Origin of the sequence: Collinsella aerofaciens (genome assembly GCF_025289055.1) — a bacterium.
Lineage (GTDB): Bacteria > Actinomycetota > Coriobacteriia > Coriobacteriales > Coriobacteriaceae > Collinsella.
This window is the reverse complement of sequence record NZ_JAESIQ010000016.1, coordinates 16662-33571: the sequence shown is the minus strand read 5'-3', so window position 1 is coordinate 33571 and position 16910 is coordinate 16662. Positions and strand designations below refer to the sequence as shown.

Here is a 16910-nt window from a genome sequence, read left to right as displayed (position 1 = left end):
CCTGCTTCCCAACTATTCCCCGCGCCCATGGCGCATCGTACATACATTGATAACGTGCTCATGATACCCGAGCCATATACCACAACATGAAAACTTCTGTCAATCAAAACCGCTTACCGAACAAATACAACCGTTCGCGGCTGTTTGAAGTTGTTTTGTTTCTATACATCCCAGCCGGATGTTAACGTGCTCATTGTCAAATGTTCACGTGCTCATTTTGGTTCTAATCATTTTAAGATAGTGTTTATCGGGCTTTTTCACCGCTGAACGCTAATCAGGGAGCCTCCTGAGCGCAAACGCACAATATCGAACAGCGAGACGAGAGGGTGTATGCATATGTCTTTGCTAAACCGCGTACAGCAGCTGCCGAAGGGCTTTGTTTGGGGCGCCGCAACCGCCGCGTACCAAACGGAAGGTTCCACGAAGGTGGCAGGCAAGGGTAAGACCATGTGGGACGATTACCTTGTCGCCCAGGGTCGCTTTTTGCCCGACCCGGCCAGTGATTTCTACAACCGCTACGAGGAGGATATCCGCCTTTCTGCCGAGCATGGACTCAACGCCATTCGTGTGTCCATCGCCTGGACCCGCATCTTCCCCAACGGCGACGATGCCGAACCCCTCGCCGAGGGCGTTAAGCACTACCACGAGCTGTTCGCCTGCTGCAAAAAGTATGGCGTCGAGCCCTATGTGTCCCTGCATCACTTTGACTCCCCCGCCGCCCTGTTCAACCAGGGCGACTGGCTCAACCGCAAGACCGTCGACGCCTATGTGCGCTATGCCGAGTTCTGCTTCCGCGAGTTCCGCGAGGTCAAAAATTGGTTCACCATCAACGAGCTCATCAGCCTCTCGCACTCCCAATACATCCAAGGCAACTTCCCGCCCAACCATCACTTTGATGTGACGAGCGGCATCCAGAGCCAGCACAACGAGCTCGTTGCCCACGCCCGCGCCGTCAACCTGTATAAGGATCTTGACGAGACCGAGCACCTGGGCGGACGCATTGGCATGGTCAACGTCCTGACGCCGGCATATCCTGCCACCGACTCGCCCGCCGACCAGCACGCCGCCGACCTGTACAACGCCTTCTACACCGACTTCATCATGGACGGCGCCTTCCTGGGTCACTACTCCGCGCGCACCCTCTCACTCATCAACGAGATTCTGCGTGCCAACAACGCCACACTTACGGTTGAGGACAGCGACATGGAGGAGCTCGCCAAGGCGGCGCCCCGCAACGATATGTTCGGCCTCAACTACTATCAGTCGGCGTTTATCGCCGCCTACGATGGCGAGTCAACCAACAGCTTTAACGGCACCGGAGACAAGGGCACCTCGTGCTTTAAGTTTAAGGGCGTCGGGCAGCAGGTCGATATGCCGGGTATCCCCACCACCGACTGGGATTGGCTCATCTACCCGCAAGGCCTCTACGACACGCTCAAGCACATCAGCGCCACCTATCCCAACCTCCCCGTCATCTATATCACCGAAAACGGCCTAGGCCACAAGGACCCCGAGCCCGACGCAAACGGCATCGTCGCCGATCCCGAGCGCATCGACTTTGTCGACCAGCACATGGAGAAGGTGCTCCAGGCGCGCGCCGAGGGCGTCGACGTCCAGGGCTACTTTATCTGGAGCCTGCAGGACCAGTTCTCGTGGGCCAATGGCTATAACAAGCGCTACGGCCTGTTCTACATCGACTTCGACACGCAAAAACGCTACATCAAGCAGTCGGCACTCTGGTACAAGGAGCTCGCCGACACTATGGCGGACGCGCAGTAGCGCATCGCCTCGCTTTCCCCCGAGAAGGGAGCGGCCCTATGCGATACAAACCCAGCCGCTCCCCTCTCTCCCCCTGGGACCGACCCCGCCTGCACCCGGGCTTTTAGCAAGCGGGAGACCATATAGGTTTTCAACGTCCATGCCATTAAGATTTCATGCAAAGAGGAGCGTGAACTATGGAATCGATCGTTAAGTTCTTGGAGAAAGGTCAGCCGTACTTCGACAAGGTCTCTAAGAACATCTACCTTCAGGCCATTAAAGACGGCTTTTTGGCAGCAATGCCCATCATCCTGTCTTCTTCTGTCTTCCTGCTTATTTCGACCCTGCCGGGCGTTGTCGCCACGGTCGGCGGCTTTACGCTGCCCGACTGGTGGAACGTCGACGTCGTGAACTTCTGCAACAAGGTTTACAACTTCACGATGGGCGTCGTGGGCATCATGGTCGCCGGCACCACCGCAAGCGCGCTGACCGGCTCCAAGAACCGCCGCATGCCTGCCGGCAAGGCCATCAACGCCACGAGCACCATGGTCGCCGCCATGTGCGCTATGCTCATCTTGGCCGTTACCCAGACGAGTGCCAAGATCGACGGCGCCGATGTCTCGGTGTTCTTTACCGACAACATGGGCACCAAGGGCCTGCTGAGCTCCTTTGTCGCCGCATTTGCCACGGTCAACATCTATGCCTTCTGCATTAAGCGAGACATCACCATCAAGCTGCCCAAAGAAGTCCCCGGCGCCATCGCCCAGAACTTCCGCGACATCTTCGCCTTCAGCTTCTCCATCCTGTTTGTCGCCGTCATCGACGTTATCTGCCGCACCTGCTTGGCCGTCCCGTTTGCCAACGTCATCTCCACGCTGGTGAGCCCGCTGTTCGCCGCTGCCGATTCCTACGCCGGCCTCGCCCTCATCTGGTTCATGATCCCGCTGTTCTGGTTCATGGGCATCCACGGCCCCTCGGTCGTTAAGCCTGCCCTCAACGCCGCGCTGTTTGGCAACATCACCACCAACCTCGCCACGCTGCAGGCCGGCGGTCACCCCGCCCTCGCCCTGACCGAAAACTTCGGTAACTACATCGGCGAACTCGGCGGCACCGGCGCCACGTTCATTGTCCCGATCATCTTCCTGCTCTTTATGCGCTCCAAGCAGCTCAAGGCCGTCGGCAAAGCCTCTGTCGTGCCCGTGATGTTCGCCGTCAACGAGCCGCTGCTGTTCGCCGCGCCCATCATCCTCAACCCGTACTTCCTGATCCCGTTCCTGTTTGCCCCCGTGGCCAACGTCCTCATTGGTAAGTTCTTCATCGACTTTTTGGGCATGAACGGCTTTATCTATGCCATGCCGTGGGCACTCCCCGGACCGATCGGCACCTTCATCGACACCAACTTCCAGCCGATCTCTCTGGTCCTGGTTGTCGTCCTGCTGGTCGTTGACTTCTTGATCTACTACCCGTTCTGCAAGGCCTACGACAACGTCCTGTGCAAGCAGGAGGCCGAGACCCTGGCCGAAGAAGAGGCCGAGGAGACCAAGGCCGTCAAGACCGCTGCCGCCCCCGCCGTTGAGGCTCCTGTTGTCGAGACCGCTTCTGCCACCGAGGCCTCCGCAGCTCCGTCCGCCCTTAAGGGCAAGGATCTGAGGGTTCTGGTTCTGTGCGCTGGCGCCGGCACCTCTGCACTGCTCGCCAACGCGCTTAAGGAAGGCGCCGACGAGCTGGGCATCGACATTACCGCCAACGCCGGTGCCTACGGCAGCCACTACGCCATCATGGACCAGTACAACGTCATCGTCCTGGCTCCGCAGGTTCGCACCTATTACAACGAGATGAAGGCCGACACCGACCGCCTGGGCATCACGCTGCTGTCGCCCAAGGGCAAACAGTACATCGACCTCACTAAGGATCCCAAGGGTGCCGTCGCTTGGATCGAGGAAAACCTCGAGGCATAAGACGCTGACACCACCTGCCGCTCGCAGACAATAAATGGCCCGTGCATCGATGTGTGATGCGCGGGCCATTTTGTTTAGACCGCACCCGTCCTCCTGTTCATCTCAATCTGTAACATCTAGCCGAGTTTTTCGGTCCAAGCTGTTACAGATTTAGACGAACGGGCGGCCCGGGCCGAACAATCTCGATCTGTAACATGTAGACCACTTTTGACCGTCTAGTTGTTACAGATCGAGACAAACGGAATAAGCTGGACCGAATTGTCTAAATCTGTAACATCTAGCTGAGATTTTCGGCCCTACCTATTACAGATTTAGACGAACAGGCCGAGCACGTCTACGCCCGCAGGTCTTTCACGCTGGAACGCTCGACCAGCACACCCGAGACGAGCGTACGGCTTCTGGAGCTCGGGGCCTCCAGACCTGCGACGACCTCGTTAAGCGCACGGACGCCCAGCTCGCGGTGACGGAACTTCACCGACGTCAGAATCGAGTTGGGAATCGTCTTGTAAAGCTCGTCATCAAAGCCGATCACGGACACATCATCGGGCACACTGAGCCCTTTGTCACGTAGAGCCATCATCACGCCGTTTGCCATGCAGTCGTTAGCAGCGAGGACCGCCGTGCAATCGGGCTTATCGGCAAGCACAAGGCCCGCGGCATAGCCACTATCCGCATTCCAATCGCCTTGCAGAGGCTCGGGCGGCTCAATGCCACGCGCCTCGAGCGCCGCACGCCAACCTTTCATACGGCACTGGCTCGACAGCGACTCTTCCTTACCAGAGACGAAGTACACGTTCTTGTGCCCGCGATTCAAGAAGTACTCGCACGCCATACGAGCGCCGCCCTCTTGGTCGTCACTGACGGTGGAGCAGGTAGGATGCTCCATCGGCGTAATAATCACCGTCTTGAGGTCTTTCGGCGCCTCAAAGCTATCAAAGTCATCGACCATCTGACGCAGGTTGAAGATCATGCCGTCGACGGGAAGCTGCGACATCCTACGCGCCGCTTCGGCAAGGGTCATCTTCTCCCCCGCCCGCTTTTTGATCATCGTGAGAGCAAAGCCTCGCTCTTCGGCGGCATCGGCGATACCGTCGATCATGTCCACGGCGCCGCCCGACAAGTGGAACATCACCACGCCGATGCACCCGTAACGGCCCAACTTGAGTGAACGCGCGGCAAAGTTGGCTCGAAACCCGAGCGCCTCCATTGCCGAATGGACCTTATCGCGTGTCGACTCTCGCACGCTATCGGGCTCGTTGATCACGCGCGACACCGTCTTGAGAGAAACGCCCGCGGCAACTGCCACATCGTTCATTGAGACATTTTTCTTGTCCATCGTTGCCACTGCTTCTCCACTCGGTTCTCTATCGCTTGTTTTTTGCGTTCTAGCATACACTACCTGCCTGACTAGTAAATCAGCCGTTTATCGGACGATATCGACCGTTCACCTGTAAATCCTTGTTGCTCTTCCAAAAATGTCTTACGTTGTCATTAACGAAATGACAACGTTGTCATTTCGCAATGCCTTCCTTAAGCAGGAAGGTTTCCGGGCAGTCCTGACCATCCATCGACGACCAGTTCCATCCACATGCATCGCGCATCAAGTAGCAAAGGAGCTTTATGGACGCCATCGTAAAGATGCTCGAAAAGCATCAGCCGTTCTTTGAGAAGATCTCGAGGAACATCTACCTCCAGGCTATTAAGGACGGATTCCTTGGGTGCATGCCCATCGTCCTCACCTCTTCGATCTTCCTGCTGATCGCCACCCTTCCCGGCGTAGTTGGCATCACGCTGCCCCAGCCGCTCATCGACTGGTGCAACAAGCTGTACAACTTCACCATGGGCGTCATGGGCATCATGGTTGCCGGCACCACCGCAAAGAACTTCACGGCTTCCATGAACCGTCGCATGCCCGCCGGCAAGGTGCTCAACGACGGCTCCACCATGGTTGCCGCCCAGTGCAGCATGCTGCTGCTCGCTGTTACGCAGTTCACCACCAAGTTCAACGGCTCCGAGCTTTCGGTCTTCGATTGCACCAGCATGGGTACGCGCGGTCTGTTCTCGGCCTATATCGCCGCGTTCATTACCGTGTGGGTTTATAAGTTCTGCGTCTCGCGCGATCTGACCATTAAGCTGCCCAAGGAGGTCCCGGGCGCCATCGCTCAGAACTTCCGCGACATCATCCCCTTTGGCGGCGCCGTCATCATCTGCGGCATCATCGATGTGGTTGTGCGCAACCTTATGGGCGTTCCGTTCTCCGAGCTGCTCATCAAGCTGCTCTCCCCGCTCTTTACCGCTGCAGAAACCTATCCTGGCCTTATCCTTATCCAGGCAGCCACCGCGTTCTTCTGGTTCATCGGCGTCCACGGTCCTTCGATTGTCCAGCCGGGCATCGACCCCATCCGTCTTGCCAACCAGGCCGAGAACCTGCAGGTTCTGCTGGCCGGCGGCCACCCCGCCCACTCCCTCACCTTTAACATGTCGCTCGTGGGTGAGTTCGGCGGCACCGGCGCCACGTTCATCGTGCCACTTCTACTGATTCTCTTTATGAAGTCCAAGCAGCTCAAGGCCGTCGGTAAGGCCTCGATTGTTCCTGTTGCCTTCGCCGTCAACGAACCGCTGCTCTTTGGCGCGCCGATGATCCTTAACCCCTACATGCTCATCCCCTTTGTTGCCGCCGGCTGCGTCAACGTGAGTGTTGCCAAGTTCTTTATCGATAACGTGGGCATGAACGGCTTCTCCTTCGTGGTGCCTTGGGCCACCCCCGCCCCCATCGGCATCTTCATCACCACGAACTTCCAGCTTATTGCCCTGGTATTTGTCGCGATCATCATCTTGCTGGACGCCATCATCTACCTGCCGTTCTTAAAGGCATACGATAAGCTGCTCTGCGACCAGGAGGCCGAGCGCGCCGCCGAGCTGGGTCTCGAGTCCGATGGTGCTGCCACCATCGCTGCCAACGCCCCTGCGCCCGCTGTCGAGCAGACTACCGCTTCCGTCGAGCCGACCGCCGCTGCCGCCGACAGCAAGCCTGTCGCCGATCAGCCCGAGCCCGCCGCCGACACATCCGCCAAGAAGGATGTCGACGGTCTGAAGGTCCTCGTCCTGTGCGCCGGCGCCGGCACCTCTGCCATGCTCGCCAACGCCATCAAGGAAGGTGCGGCACAGACCGGAGAGAACATCGCTTCCTCCGCAGGCGCCTATGGTCAGCACACTGCCATCATGGATCAGTACGACGTCATCGTGCTCGCCCCGCAGGTTCGTAGCTACTACAACGACATGAAGGCCGACACCGATCGTCTGGGCATTAAGCTGCTCGCTCCCCGCGGTAAGGAATATATCGACCTTACTCGCGACCCCGCTGGCGCCATCAAGTGGCTCCGCGAGAACCTCGACTAGCTTCCTCCCTCTGTTGGTGCCCGGATCCCCAGTTCGGGCACCTCCCCCTATTCCGTATCCCACTGAAAGGATGACTCATGACCAACCCCATGCAGTTCCCCGACGGCTTTGTGTTTGGCGGCGCCACCGCTGCTTACCAGGTTGAAGGCGAGACCCGCACGCACGGCAAGGGCAAAGTGCCCTGGGACGATTTCCTGGCTGCCCAGGGTCGCTTCTCCCCCGACCCCGCAAGCGATTTCTACAACAAGTATCCGGTCGATATCGACCTGTGCCAGCGTTTTGGCATCAACGGTATCCGCGTCTCCATCGCTTGGAGCCGCATCTTCCCCAACGGCACTGGCGAGATCAATCCCGAAGGTGTCGCCTTCTATCACGAGCTTTTCGCCACCTGCAATAAAGCCGGCGTTATCCCCTATGTCACGCTCGATCACTTTGATACGCCCGAGGCCTTTTACCAGAACGGCGGCGAGGGCTTCCTGACGCGCACGACGATCGACGCCTTTGTCGAGTACGCCAAGTTCTGCTTTGCCGAGTTCACCGAGGTCAAACACTGGTTTACCTTTAACGAGATTCCCGCGACCGCCGAGGGCAGCTTTATCGTCGGCAACTGGCCGCACGGCGAGAAGTACCGCCTGGACAAGGCCTTCCAGCTCATGCACAACATGATGGTGGCCCACGCCAAGGCTGTCGTCGCCTTCCATGAGGGCGGCTTTGAGGGCGAGATCGGCATTGTCCAGAACCTGGAGCCCAAGTATCCCCTCGACCCCAACAACGCCGCCGACTGCGAGGCAGCTCGCATGGCCGACGTCATCAACAACCGCTGGGTACTCGACGCCACCTTCCGCGGCCACTATGCAGCCGACACCATGGAGGCTGCGACCAAGCTGGCCCATATCGCCGGCGGCGAACTCGACGTCCGCGACGAGGACATCGCCGCGCTGACCGCCGCGCTCCCCTACAACGATTGCCTGGGCGTCAACACCTACAAGTGCCAGTTCCTGCGTGCCGCCGAGGGCGAAAACGACATCAACCACAATGGCACCGGCGACAAGGGCTCCTCGCGCTGGTTCCTCAAGGGCGTGGGCGAGTCATGCGTGCGCGAAGGCGTACCCACCACCGATTGGGACTGGATTATCTATCCCGAGGGCCTCTACGACCTGCTGCTCCGCATTAAGAACGATTACCCCAACTACAAGAAGATCTACATCACCGAGAACGGCATGGGCTATAAGGACGACTTCGAGGATGGCTTTATCGATGACGCCCCTCGTATCGACTACATGCGTCAGCATCTCGCGTGGATCCTCAAGGCAATCGACGGCGGCGTAAACGTCGACGGTTACTTTGTGTGGTCGCTGCAGGACCAGTTCTCCTGGACCAACGGCTATAACAAGCGCTATGGCCTGTTCTACATCGACTTTGAGACCCAGAAGCGCTATCCCAAGGCGAGCGCGTACTGGTACAAGAACGTCGCGGAGACCGGTCTGCTTATGGCCTAACTTTTGCCGCATACCCCCTGTCGGCCGCATGTGAGTCCCTCCACGGGATCGCATGCGGCCTTTTTGTTTTTGGTGAGCCCGAGCGGATCATTTGTCTCGATCTGTAACATCTAGCAGGGATTTTCAATCCTAACTGTTATAGATTTAGACGAACGGGCGACCAGGGCTGAAAGATCTCAATCTGTAACACGTAGCCCACTTTCGACCGCCTACCTGTTACAGATCAAGACCATAAGATAGTCAAATCCAAACTTTCCAAGCAGTTATGAACCATGGTTTCTAGTTTTCGGTATCACGAACATACTTTCGGTATCATTTAATGGTATTATGATATCGAAAGTATGTTCGTGATACCGAAAGGAGCCGCATGCGCCAGTTCGATTACACCACAGTCCCAGCGGAACTCGAAGCAACTCCAATCACCAACCTCCTCCTCTCGATACGCGAGCATAAAGGCCGACAGCTTGCTCTGAGTCAAGTCAAACCCGAACTTCTATCGTCACTTATGGAGGAAGCTAAGATCCAAAGCACCCAATCCTCCAACGGACTTGAAGGAATTGTTACCACCCAAAAAAGACTCAAAGCAATCATGGCGTATTCCGCCAAGCCAAGCTCCCGCGCAGAGGAAGAAATCGCTGGATACCGAGATGCGCTGTCGCTTATTCACGAGCAGCACGATTTCATTCCCGTAACGCCATCGGTCATTTTGCAGTTGCATCGTGACCTCATGGTACACACAGCAATCTCGTATGGGGGCCATTGGAAAGATAGCGATAACGAAATCATCTCCATCGACGATCAAGGCAATCGATTTGTGCGCTTTAGGCCGCCTTCGGCCCTAGCAACCCCCGGACTTATCGAAGAAGCCTGTCGGTCCCTCAACGACGCCTTATCTCGTCAAGTTTGCGACCCCCTCCTTATATCATTCCGCTTCATCTTCGATTTTGTCAGCATTCATCCCTTCAACGATGGCAATGGCAGGATGAGCCGGCTCCTTACAACGCTGCTACTCGAAAAGACTGGATACGACGTTGCGCGTTACATCAGCATCGAACGACTTATTGAAGACAACAAGGCGCTCTACTACAACGCCCTCGCTGCAAGCTCCATTGGATGGAATGAAAATCAAAACACCGAAGCACCCTTTATCCGTTTCATGCTCGGAACAACCCTGGCCGCCTACCGACAGCTCGAGCAGCGTACCCTAATTGAATCAAGCACTCGTCCCATGTCGAAGCAAGCGCGCATCGCCGTTCTATTTCAACAGAGACCCGGCGTCATTAAGAAATCCGACATCCGATCCAACTGCCCCGATATCAGCGAGGTTACCGTTAAACGAACCCTCGGTCAGCTTGTTAGTTGCAGCGCAATCGAAAAAACAGGAGCGGGTCGTTCGACGGGCTACATACTCAAAGACGTCCATGCTCTAGAACTATTCTTGCAATCCACAATACCCGATAGCGAGGCCGCAATAACAAAAGAGGCTCCAAAGGATAAGCTCCTTGAACGTGTAAACCACGCCGAGGATGAAAGCAGAGAGGGGCTCTATGAAGACTACGATTCATTCTCAAGGGACATAAAGACGAAATACGGAGTCTAGTCATATCCCAGAATAGCCTCATCCTTGTTGCCCAAAGTTATTTACGCGTCATTGTGAAGCGATAACCCCTGCGCCGGCAGGGGCAGAAGTATCGTCTGTAGCATTAGCTAGCAGATGACCCGCGTGTGTTCCTCGATGGCGGCACGATCCTCGGCGGCGATGCCCGGCTCGCACACCACGGCGTCCAAATTGTCCAGGCGGCAGAAGGTGTAGAAGTCGCGCTTGCCGATCTTGCTGGAGTCGGCGATCAGATAGCGCGAGTCGGCCTTGCTAAAGGCGAGCTGCTGGATGCGGCCCTCTTCCATATTGGATGTAGACACGTCGCCGTCCAGAATGCCGTTGGCACCGATAAACGCCGCGTCGATGCCCAGCGCACGCAGGGTATCCTCGGCCGTTGGTCCCACAAAAGCGGCGGTGCGGCGACGGTACATGCCGCCCACTAGGCACAGGTCGCAGTCCTCGCGCGCCTCGAGCAGGTTAAACACCGAAAGCGAATTGGTCACGATGCGCAGGCGAAACGCCGGCAGCATCGAGGCCATCTGCTCAACCGTGGTGCCCGTGCCCAAAAAGATGGTCGAGCCTTCCTCGATAAGCTCCACAGAACGGCGCGCAATCTGCAACTTTTCCTCGGCATGCTTCGTGCGCTTTTCGCTGTGCGAATACTCATGGCGCAGCATAGCGTGTGGACGGACCTGCGCACTGCGGGCTCCGCCGTGCACGCGCTCGATCTCGCCCAGGCTCGCAAGCTCCTCAAGGTCACGGCGGATCGTCATATCCGAGACACCTAACGCATCCGAAATCTCCTTGACCGAGACCGTTCCCTGTTCCTCGAGCAGCTGCCGAACCTTATCCTGTCGCTCCGCTTTAATCACGATGAGTCCTCGCTGTTCCACGCTCACGTCAATTCAAACAATAACGAACAAATTGTATCAGACTCGCGCGCGTCAGAAATGAACGCCCGCACAGCTCCAATCATCACTTTTTTGAGAAAAATACCCCCTGCTTTAGTGGGGTGTAGTGATAATCTTGCCTGTTCGCGTTACAGTTTGTCGGAAATACCTCGATGTTAGGAACCAAATGATCACTTCCGAGCTTTTCGGCACCGCGCCGTGCGGTACCCCCGTTCATCGTTACACCCTCAACGGGCCCGAGATCTGCGTTCGCATTATGGACTATGGCGCCACCGTGTTGGGCATCGACGTGCCCGACATCCCCGGCAACGTGCGCGATGTGGTGCTGGGCTTCGATAAGCTCGAGGATTACTTTGACAACCCCGCCTGCTTTGGCGCGACCATCGGCCCCGTGGCAAACCGCACCGCGGGCGCCACGATCACCATCGACGGCACGGACTGGCATATGCCCGCCAACGAGGGCGCCAACAACCTGCACAGCGATCTTGAGCACGGTCTGCATAAACGCGTGTGGGATGTTGAACTCGACGAGGTCCACAACGCCGTGCGCATGACCACCTCACTTGAGGATGGCGAACTGGGCCTCCCCGGCAACCGCACCTTTACGGCCGTGTTTACCGTGACGCGCACCGGCGTCTTTCGTGTCGAGTATGGCTGCGAGAGCGACCGCGCCACCTACGTGTCCATGACCAACCACACGTACTTTAACCTTGCCGGCCATAACGCCGGCATGGACTGCGAGCACTTCTTTGTTACCAACGCTGCCCACTACCTGCCCATTGATGACCAGAACATTCCAACCGGCGAGATCGCTCCGGTCGAAGGCACGCCGTTTGACTTTCGCGAGCTTCGTCCCGTCGCGCCTGGCATGGAGGCCGACGACCCGCAGATTAAGCAGGCCCGTGGCTACGACCACTGCCTGTGCATCGATGGCTATCAGTACGGTCGCAACCTGCGCCGCGCGATGCACGTCGAGGAGATGTGGACCGGTCGCGAGCTGGACTACTACACCACCGCACCGGGCGTGCAGCTCTACACCGGCAACTGGCTGGGCGACGAGCACGCCAAGGACGATGCCAACTATGGCTGGGGCGCCGGCTTTGCCCTCGAGGCCGAGATGTACCCCGACACGCCGCACCAGCCGCTGTTCCCACAGGGCATTGTGGGCCCGGGTCACCCCTATAGCAATGTGATCGAGTACCACTTTATGAGGCACTAAGCCCATAACGCAATAAATCGCACAGTAGCGCCCGCCGACACCACCGCCGACGGGCGTTTTTCCATCTTTTAGGATCATTTTCGCTGTGACTGTATGAGTGACATATCAAAACTATGCCCATTTACTACGTTTAGCCCGGGAGGCTCGACCATGCACCGGTTTTTTTAAATTCGCGAGCCGTCTACCTGCGGTTTTGTTTTTCTCAAATTCGACATGCTCGGCGATTGCCGTTCAAACGTAGTAAATGGACATAGTTTTTGACAGGCGGCATCGCGCGCGTCCCTCGCAAGGGCAAAATGATCCGTTTTCCTCCGTCCCCAAGGGATCAGTTGAACAGATTGCCGATGGGGTCGGGATTGGAGCTGGGGAGATAGCGGATTTCTAGCTCCATGCCGAGCGCCTGCAGTTCTTTGAGGGCAGCGACATCTGCGTCGCTCACGGCAACCGCGGGCGTTATGGGACGCTTGCCCTCCCCTGCCTGCATATGGCCGATGCTGATCTTGGTGATCGGCACACCACCCTTAACCAGCGCGAGCGCATCTGCGGGTGAGGCCACCATGACCAGAATCCATTGACGCGGCGTTGCGGTATGAATGATATCGATGGTCCTTTGCACCGAGAAAAACCGTGTCCAAACGCCTTCTGGCGCCGCCACCCTCATGGGTGCCCATTGGCGCGAATCCGCCGCGATCTCATCGTTGACGATTAGGACAAGGTTGGAACCAGTCGCCTCGTTCCACAGCTCAATGTCTTGCCCGCAAATAAACCGGTCGTCTATGCGTGTGAGAAGAATCTTGGGTTGAGCCATCGCCACCCCATTCTGTTTGAGACCCGTAAGAGCAAGACATCGCGTCTCCAATATTAGTGCATTTAAAGTGAGAAAAGCCGTCAGAACACTTGCGCGGATGTGCGATGTCCCGTATCATAGACAGCCGTTGACGCCTCAGTTGCGTCATCATATGGCCGCCAGCGTAGCTCAGTTGGTAGAGCACCGCTCTCGTAAAGCGGGGGTCACCGGTTCGAGCCCGGTCGCTGGCTCCATTGCACAAGATAGCCGCCCTCGGGCGGCTTTTTTGTTGCCGATTTCGGGCACACATCCGCCAATCCAGGCACAACGCCGCCGGCAACTCCCCTACTCAACAAAAAGCCCCGTCAACCGCAATCCCCAAAGGAACCACGATCAGCAGGGCTTAAACGCGCTCCCCAAGGGGAACCACGCTAGCTCACGAGCAGTGCGCTACTCCTCCCAGTAAGCGTCTGCAAGCAGCTTAAAGCAGATCTTCTTGACCGGCTGCGCGCCATCGCCCGGGAACTCGAGCGTGGGCATGTGAGGCTCGCCGGCAACAAACAGCGCAAACTTGTCGTCAGCAAGATCGCCGGCGATCGAGGCGTCGGAATCGACCAGATCGTAGTCGTCCTTCTCGTCAAACTCCTGAACCAGCGTCAGGCTGCCCGTGGCAACCTTAAAGGCCTCGCGACCCTCGACGTCGATCTGCAGGTCGTGATAGCGCTGATGCGTCTCATAGTGAGCCTCGGCTTCGGGACGCGTCGTGGGAGCCATGACGTTCGCAAAGACCTTGTCGCCCAGAATCGGATGGCTGCCGACCTCGAGCTTCGCCGGATCGTTCTCCTCGAGCCAATCGATCAGCACGTCGAGGCCCTTGAGCATTCCACGGTACTCCTCGATATCGCCCAATGCACCGTAAATCATCTAAATCCCCTCTCGGATCGTTTCTTTGGCGGCTACTCGGCAAACGCATTACCGACGCTGTTGCCACCCACATGCGTCTCGACCAGGGTAAGGTCGGGATTGAACACGACAGTGTCGGCGTCGCGCCCCGGCATAATGCTACTGCACTTGTCGTCGACATGAGCTAGCAACCGATGCCGGGGCCGCAGCACAAGCTCCTACAGCTCGGTCACGACAACGCCGTTGTAAACCTCGTCCCAACGATCCATAACCAAGTGGCCAGTCATGGGATCCATGGCATTGAGCTTGCCGCAGGTGTTGGCGGTACGCAGCACCGTCTCGTCGTCGGCTCCGGCAGCAATCGCATGTGCGAAGCCGGCAATGGTCGAATCGCCAGAGCCCGTAGCGTTAACGGCAGGGATGTCGGGCGTCTTGGCGCGGAACGCACGGCCGTTATGGAAACCAACGGAGCCGGCAGCGCCCATGGATACGACGACCCAGGGGATATCGGAGAAGCGGGCGTCAGAGGCGAGCGCGGCGCGGAGCTCATCCACATCGTCGGTGGTAAAGCTCGTACCCAGAAGGCCGTTGATCTCGGTCAGGTTAGGCTTGACCAGCTCGGGCTTGACCTCGGACTTGAGCGCAGCCTCGAGAGAGGCACCCGAGGTATCGAGCAATACCTTGGCGCCGGCGTTCTCGGCAATGCCCGTGATCTTGGCATAGTAGTCTGCCTCGACACCGCGGGGCAGAGAACCCGAAATGGTGACGACGTCGGCCTTGCCCGCAAGCTCAGTAAACTTGGCGGTAAAGGCATCGAGTTCCTCGGGGGCAATTGTCGGGCCACTCTCGAGCAGCTCGGTCTGGTTGCCGGCGTGGAGGATGTTGAGGCAAATGCGAGTCTCGCCCTTGATGGGCACAAAGTCGTTGTTAATACCGTTGGCGTCCATGAGCTCAGCCATGAAGGCGCCCATGTGGCCGCCGAGCAGACCGGTTGCCACAACGTCGTCGCCCAGCTGACCCAGCACACGGGCCACGTTGAGGCCCTTGCCGCCAGCGGTCTTTTCGGGCTTCACACGGTTAACGTCGTCGATAATGAGCTCATCGAGCTGATAGCGCGTATCGACAGACGGGTTCATCGTAACGGTGAGGATCATTTTTAGCTCCTTATCTCGCAGGCTCCTTGTGCCTCGCGATACGAGTCGACAAAACGGAATTACAGAATCTCAATCGTGAACGAGCGAACGACGGTCTCCTTGGGCTTGGCGACAAGGCAGCCGCGCTTATGCTCAAGCACGTCGTCCTCATCGGAGCAGGTCGAAAGGCCACCCCAGGGTTCAACTGCCACAAAATCGCCCTCGGGCTTACTCCACACAATGAGATACGGGAAGCCCTCAAAGCTCAGGCAAACGCCTTTGTCCTCGCCCTTCTTGGAAAGCGTGACCTGACGGCTCTCGAGCACATCAAAGATGGTCTCCGCAAAATCGAAGAGCTCATGCGACAGAGGCAGTGTCTTTCCCACCATGGGGTTCTTGGAGCGCCTGTCCACATCAATCAAGCCAGTCGAAGGGACAGCGGTGCAGAGCTCCGCAGCCTCGTCCTTCTCAAAGCGCAACTCGTAGTCCGTATAGGCCTCGCCCTCATCGAGCGGACACCTAAAGCCGGGATGACCGCCAATAAAGAACGGCATGTCCTCGGTGCCCTCGTTGGTGACCTCGTAGGAAACGCGCACGGCAGCGTCCTCGAGCGTATAACGAGCGACAAGCTTAAACGGGTACGGATAATCGCTCAGCAGCGCGGCGTTATCCTCCGAAGCCAGGCACATCGCCAGCTCGTTCTCGCTCTGGCTCAGCAGCTTCCACTCCTGTTTGCGCGCAAACCCATGGCGGGCGAGCTTTACATGATGCCCGGCAAACGTCATGGCGTTGTTATCGCGCAAGCCTCCGCAAATCGGGAAGCAAATCGGTGCCTGGCCGGACCACACGGCGGGATCGCCCTGCCACAGATACTCGCGACCTCCGGCCTCGATCGAGGTAAACGAACCACCGGCCGTGGACACCTTAATAGAAATCGAATCGTTGGAGAGAGCGTATTCCATTGCCCATCCTTTCGAACAACTGCTTTTTGCTCGCAAGTACCCGTCTCGGCCCTAACCAAAGGACAAACCCGCACGTTCATCGATGCGTCCGGTATCCCAGCCATGTAACGGGGTACCATACAGACATTGATGCAATTACAGCTGAAAGGCCTTCTTATGCGAACCATCATCCTCTACGCCTCGCGCCATCACGGCAATACGAAAAAGCTCGTGGACGCCATCGTCGAGGCACACCCCGAGATCGATACCCTCGATGTGAAGACGCTCGGTAAAAACGAGTATCCCAACCTGCACGAATATCATCTGATCGGTGTCGCCACGGGCATCTATTACTCCGAGATCGACAAGGACATGGCACGCGTGCTCACGAACGTGCTGCAGCCGCAGGACAAGGTGTTTGGCCTTATGACCTACGGTGGCAAAAACAAGTGGTACGGCAAGGATATCGATGGCATCTGCCGCATGAGGCAGGCCATCTTTATGGGTGTCTACGGCTGCCCCGGCTTTGATACGTGGGGGCCGTTCAAACTCACCGGCGGTGTCCAAAAGGGACACCCGACCGCTGAGGAAATTAAGGGCGCCGTCGACTTCTTCGACAAGATCGAAGACGAGTATGGCGACATCATCGTCGAAGAGTACGCCAAGCGCGAGAAGCGCCTAGCATACGAGAAGGAGCATCCTGCAGGAGGCCTGGTGGCCGGCGTCAAGCGCACGGCAAAGAAGATCGCTAACAAGCTGTAACTGTGAAGGTGCTTTTGAGCGTTTAACCCATACGGCGGGT

General features: G+C 57.6%; 13 protein-coding genes and 1 tRNA gene. 8 read left to right on the top strand and 6 right to left on the bottom strand.

The features are described 5' to 3' along the window. Positions 1–336: 336 nt before the first annotated feature. Both lacG (JMJ97_RS06080) and JMJ97_RS06075 read left to right on the top strand, forming a co-directional pair. The gene (lacG, locus tag JMJ97_RS06080) at positions 337–1779 is read left to right on the top strand and encodes a 6-phospho-beta-galactosidase (RefSeq protein WP_022094683.1); all 1443 of its coding nucleotides are present in this window, start codon (positions 337–339) and stop codon (positions 1777–1779) included. A gap of 176 nt (positions 1780–1955) precedes the next feature. Next, positions 1956–3716, top strand: a complete 1761-nt coding sequence (locus JMJ97_RS06075; RefSeq protein WP_022094682.1) for a PTS lactose transporter subunit IIBC — start codon at positions 1956–1958, stop codon at positions 3714–3716. Positions 3717–4050: 334 nt separating this feature from the next. Here the strand turns inward: JMJ97_RS06075 and JMJ97_RS06070 are convergent, their stop codons facing one another. Beyond that, complete coding sequence (locus tag JMJ97_RS06070; RefSeq protein ID WP_260699525.1) at positions 4051–5052, bottom strand: LacI family DNA-binding transcriptional regulator; 1002 nt, start codon at positions 5050–5052, stop codon at positions 4051–4053. 284 nt (positions 5053–5336) lie between these two features. Here JMJ97_RS06070 and JMJ97_RS06065 point away from each other — a divergent pair, with 284 nt between their 5' ends. The 3 genes from JMJ97_RS06065 to JMJ97_RS06055 all read left to right on the top strand — a co-directional run bounded on the left by JMJ97_RS06065 (position 5337) and on the right by JMJ97_RS06055 (position 10214). After that, entirely contained in the window at positions 5337–7115 is a 1779-nt protein-coding gene (locus JMJ97_RS06065) for a PTS lactose transporter subunit IIBC (RefSeq protein WP_260699523.1), read from the top strand. Positions 7116–7192: 77 nt separating this feature from the next. Beyond that, complete coding sequence (lacG, locus tag JMJ97_RS06060; RefSeq protein WP_260699522.1) at positions 7193–8614, top strand: 6-phospho-beta-galactosidase; 1422 nt, start codon at positions 7193–7195, stop codon at positions 8612–8614. A 367-nt stretch (positions 8615–8981) separates the two neighbouring features. Beyond that, positions 8982–10214 (top strand): Fic family protein, encoded by a 1233-nt coding sequence (locus JMJ97_RS06055; protein WP_161115038.1) that lies wholly within the window; start codon positions 8982–8984, stop codon positions 10212–10214. A gap of 107 nt (positions 10215–10321) precedes the next feature. Here JMJ97_RS06055 and JMJ97_RS06050 read toward each other — a convergent pair whose 3' ends face one another. Beyond that, positions 10322–11086 (bottom strand): DeoR/GlpR family DNA-binding transcription regulator, encoded by a 765-nt coding sequence (locus JMJ97_RS06050; RefSeq protein WP_260699521.1) that lies wholly within the window; start codon positions 11084–11086, stop codon positions 10322–10324. A gap of 205 nt (positions 11087–11291) precedes the next feature. Between JMJ97_RS06050 and JMJ97_RS06045 the strand changes: the two genes are divergently transcribed. After that, positions 11292–12344, top strand: coding sequence for an aldose epimerase family protein (locus JMJ97_RS06045; protein ID WP_260699520.1), 1053 nt, complete (start codon positions 11292–11294; stop codon positions 12342–12344). Between the two features lie 325 nt (positions 12345–12669). On the opposite strand, the gene JMJ97_RS06040 is transcribed toward JMJ97_RS06045, so the two are convergent. Further along, positions 12670–13152: a PTS sugar transporter subunit IIB gene (locus tag JMJ97_RS06040; protein WP_260699519.1), complete on the bottom strand. Its 483-nt coding sequence runs from the start codon at positions 13150–13152 to the stop codon at positions 12670–12672. 157 nt (positions 13153–13309) lie between these two features. On the opposite strand from JMJ97_RS06040, the gene JMJ97_RS06035 reads away from it, so the two are divergent. Further along, positions 13310–13385 (top strand) — tRNA-Thr (locus JMJ97_RS06035). Between the two features lie 196 nt (positions 13386–13581). Here the strand turns inward: JMJ97_RS06035 and JMJ97_RS06030 are convergent. The 3 genes from JMJ97_RS06030 to JMJ97_RS06020 form a co-directional block, all read right to left on the bottom strand. Then, positions 13582–14055, bottom strand: a complete 474-nt coding sequence (locus JMJ97_RS06030; protein WP_117629886.1) for a NanQ anomerase/TabA/YiaL family protein — start codon at positions 14053–14055, stop codon at positions 13582–13584. 197 nt (positions 14056–14252) lie between these two features. Then, positions 14253–15188, bottom strand: a complete 936-nt coding sequence (locus JMJ97_RS06025; RefSeq protein WP_117746074.1) for a hexose kinase — start codon at positions 15186–15188, stop codon at positions 14253–14255. A gap of 59 nt (positions 15189–15247) precedes the next feature. Further along, a complete protein-coding gene (locus JMJ97_RS06020) occupies positions 15248–16129 on the bottom strand; it encodes an aldose 1-epimerase family protein (RefSeq protein WP_117746075.1) in 882 nt (293 codons plus the stop codon). A 156-nt stretch (positions 16130–16285) separates the two neighbouring features. Here JMJ97_RS06020 and JMJ97_RS06015 point away from each other — a divergent pair, with 156 nt between their 5' ends. After that, complete coding sequence (locus JMJ97_RS06015; RefSeq protein WP_117648434.1) at positions 16286–16870, top strand: NADPH-dependent FMN reductase family protein; 585 nt, start codon at positions 16286–16288, stop codon at positions 16868–16870. Positions 16871–16910: the final 40 nt, after the last annotated feature.

Coding starts and splice junctions, on each gene's coding strand:
- JMJ97_RS06045 (WP_260699520.1), top strand. CDS start 11,292: ATGATCACTTCCGAGCTTTTCGGCACCGCGCCGTGCGGTACCCCCGTT.
- JMJ97_RS06015 (WP_117648434.1), top strand. CDS start 16,286: ATGCGAACCATCATCCTCTACGCCTCGCGCCATCACGGCAATACGAAA.
- lacG (WP_022094683.1), top strand. CDS start 337: ATGTCTTTGCTAAACCGCGTACAGCAGCTGCCGAAGGGCTTTGTTTGG.
- JMJ97_RS06025 (WP_117746074.1), bottom strand. CDS start 15,188: ATGATCCTCACCGTTACGATGAACCCGTCTGTCGATACGCGCTATCAG.
- JMJ97_RS06040 (WP_260699519.1), bottom strand. CDS start 13,152: ATGGCTCAACCCAAGATTCTTCTCACACGCATAGACGACCGGTTTATT.
- JMJ97_RS06020 (WP_117746075.1), bottom strand. CDS start 16,129: ATGGAATACGCTCTCTCCAACGATTCGATTTCTATTAAGGTGTCCACG.
- JMJ97_RS06030 (WP_117629886.1), bottom strand. CDS start 14,055: ATGATTTACGGTGCATTGGGCGATATCGAGGAGTACCGTGGAATGCTC.
- JMJ97_RS06075 (WP_022094682.1), top strand. CDS start 1,956: ATGGAATCGATCGTTAAGTTCTTGGAGAAAGGTCAGCCGTACTTCGAC.
- JMJ97_RS06065 (WP_260699523.1), top strand. CDS start 5,337: ATGGACGCCATCGTAAAGATGCTCGAAAAGCATCAGCCGTTCTTTGAG.
- lacG (WP_260699522.1), top strand. CDS start 7,193: ATGACCAACCCCATGCAGTTCCCCGACGGCTTTGTGTTTGGCGGCGCC.
- JMJ97_RS06055 (WP_161115038.1), top strand. CDS start 8,982: ATGCGCCAGTTCGATTACACCACAGTCCCAGCGGAACTCGAAGCAACT.
- JMJ97_RS06070 (WP_260699525.1), bottom strand. CDS start 5,052: ATGGACAAGAAAAATGTCTCAATGAACGATGTGGCAGTTGCCGCGGGC.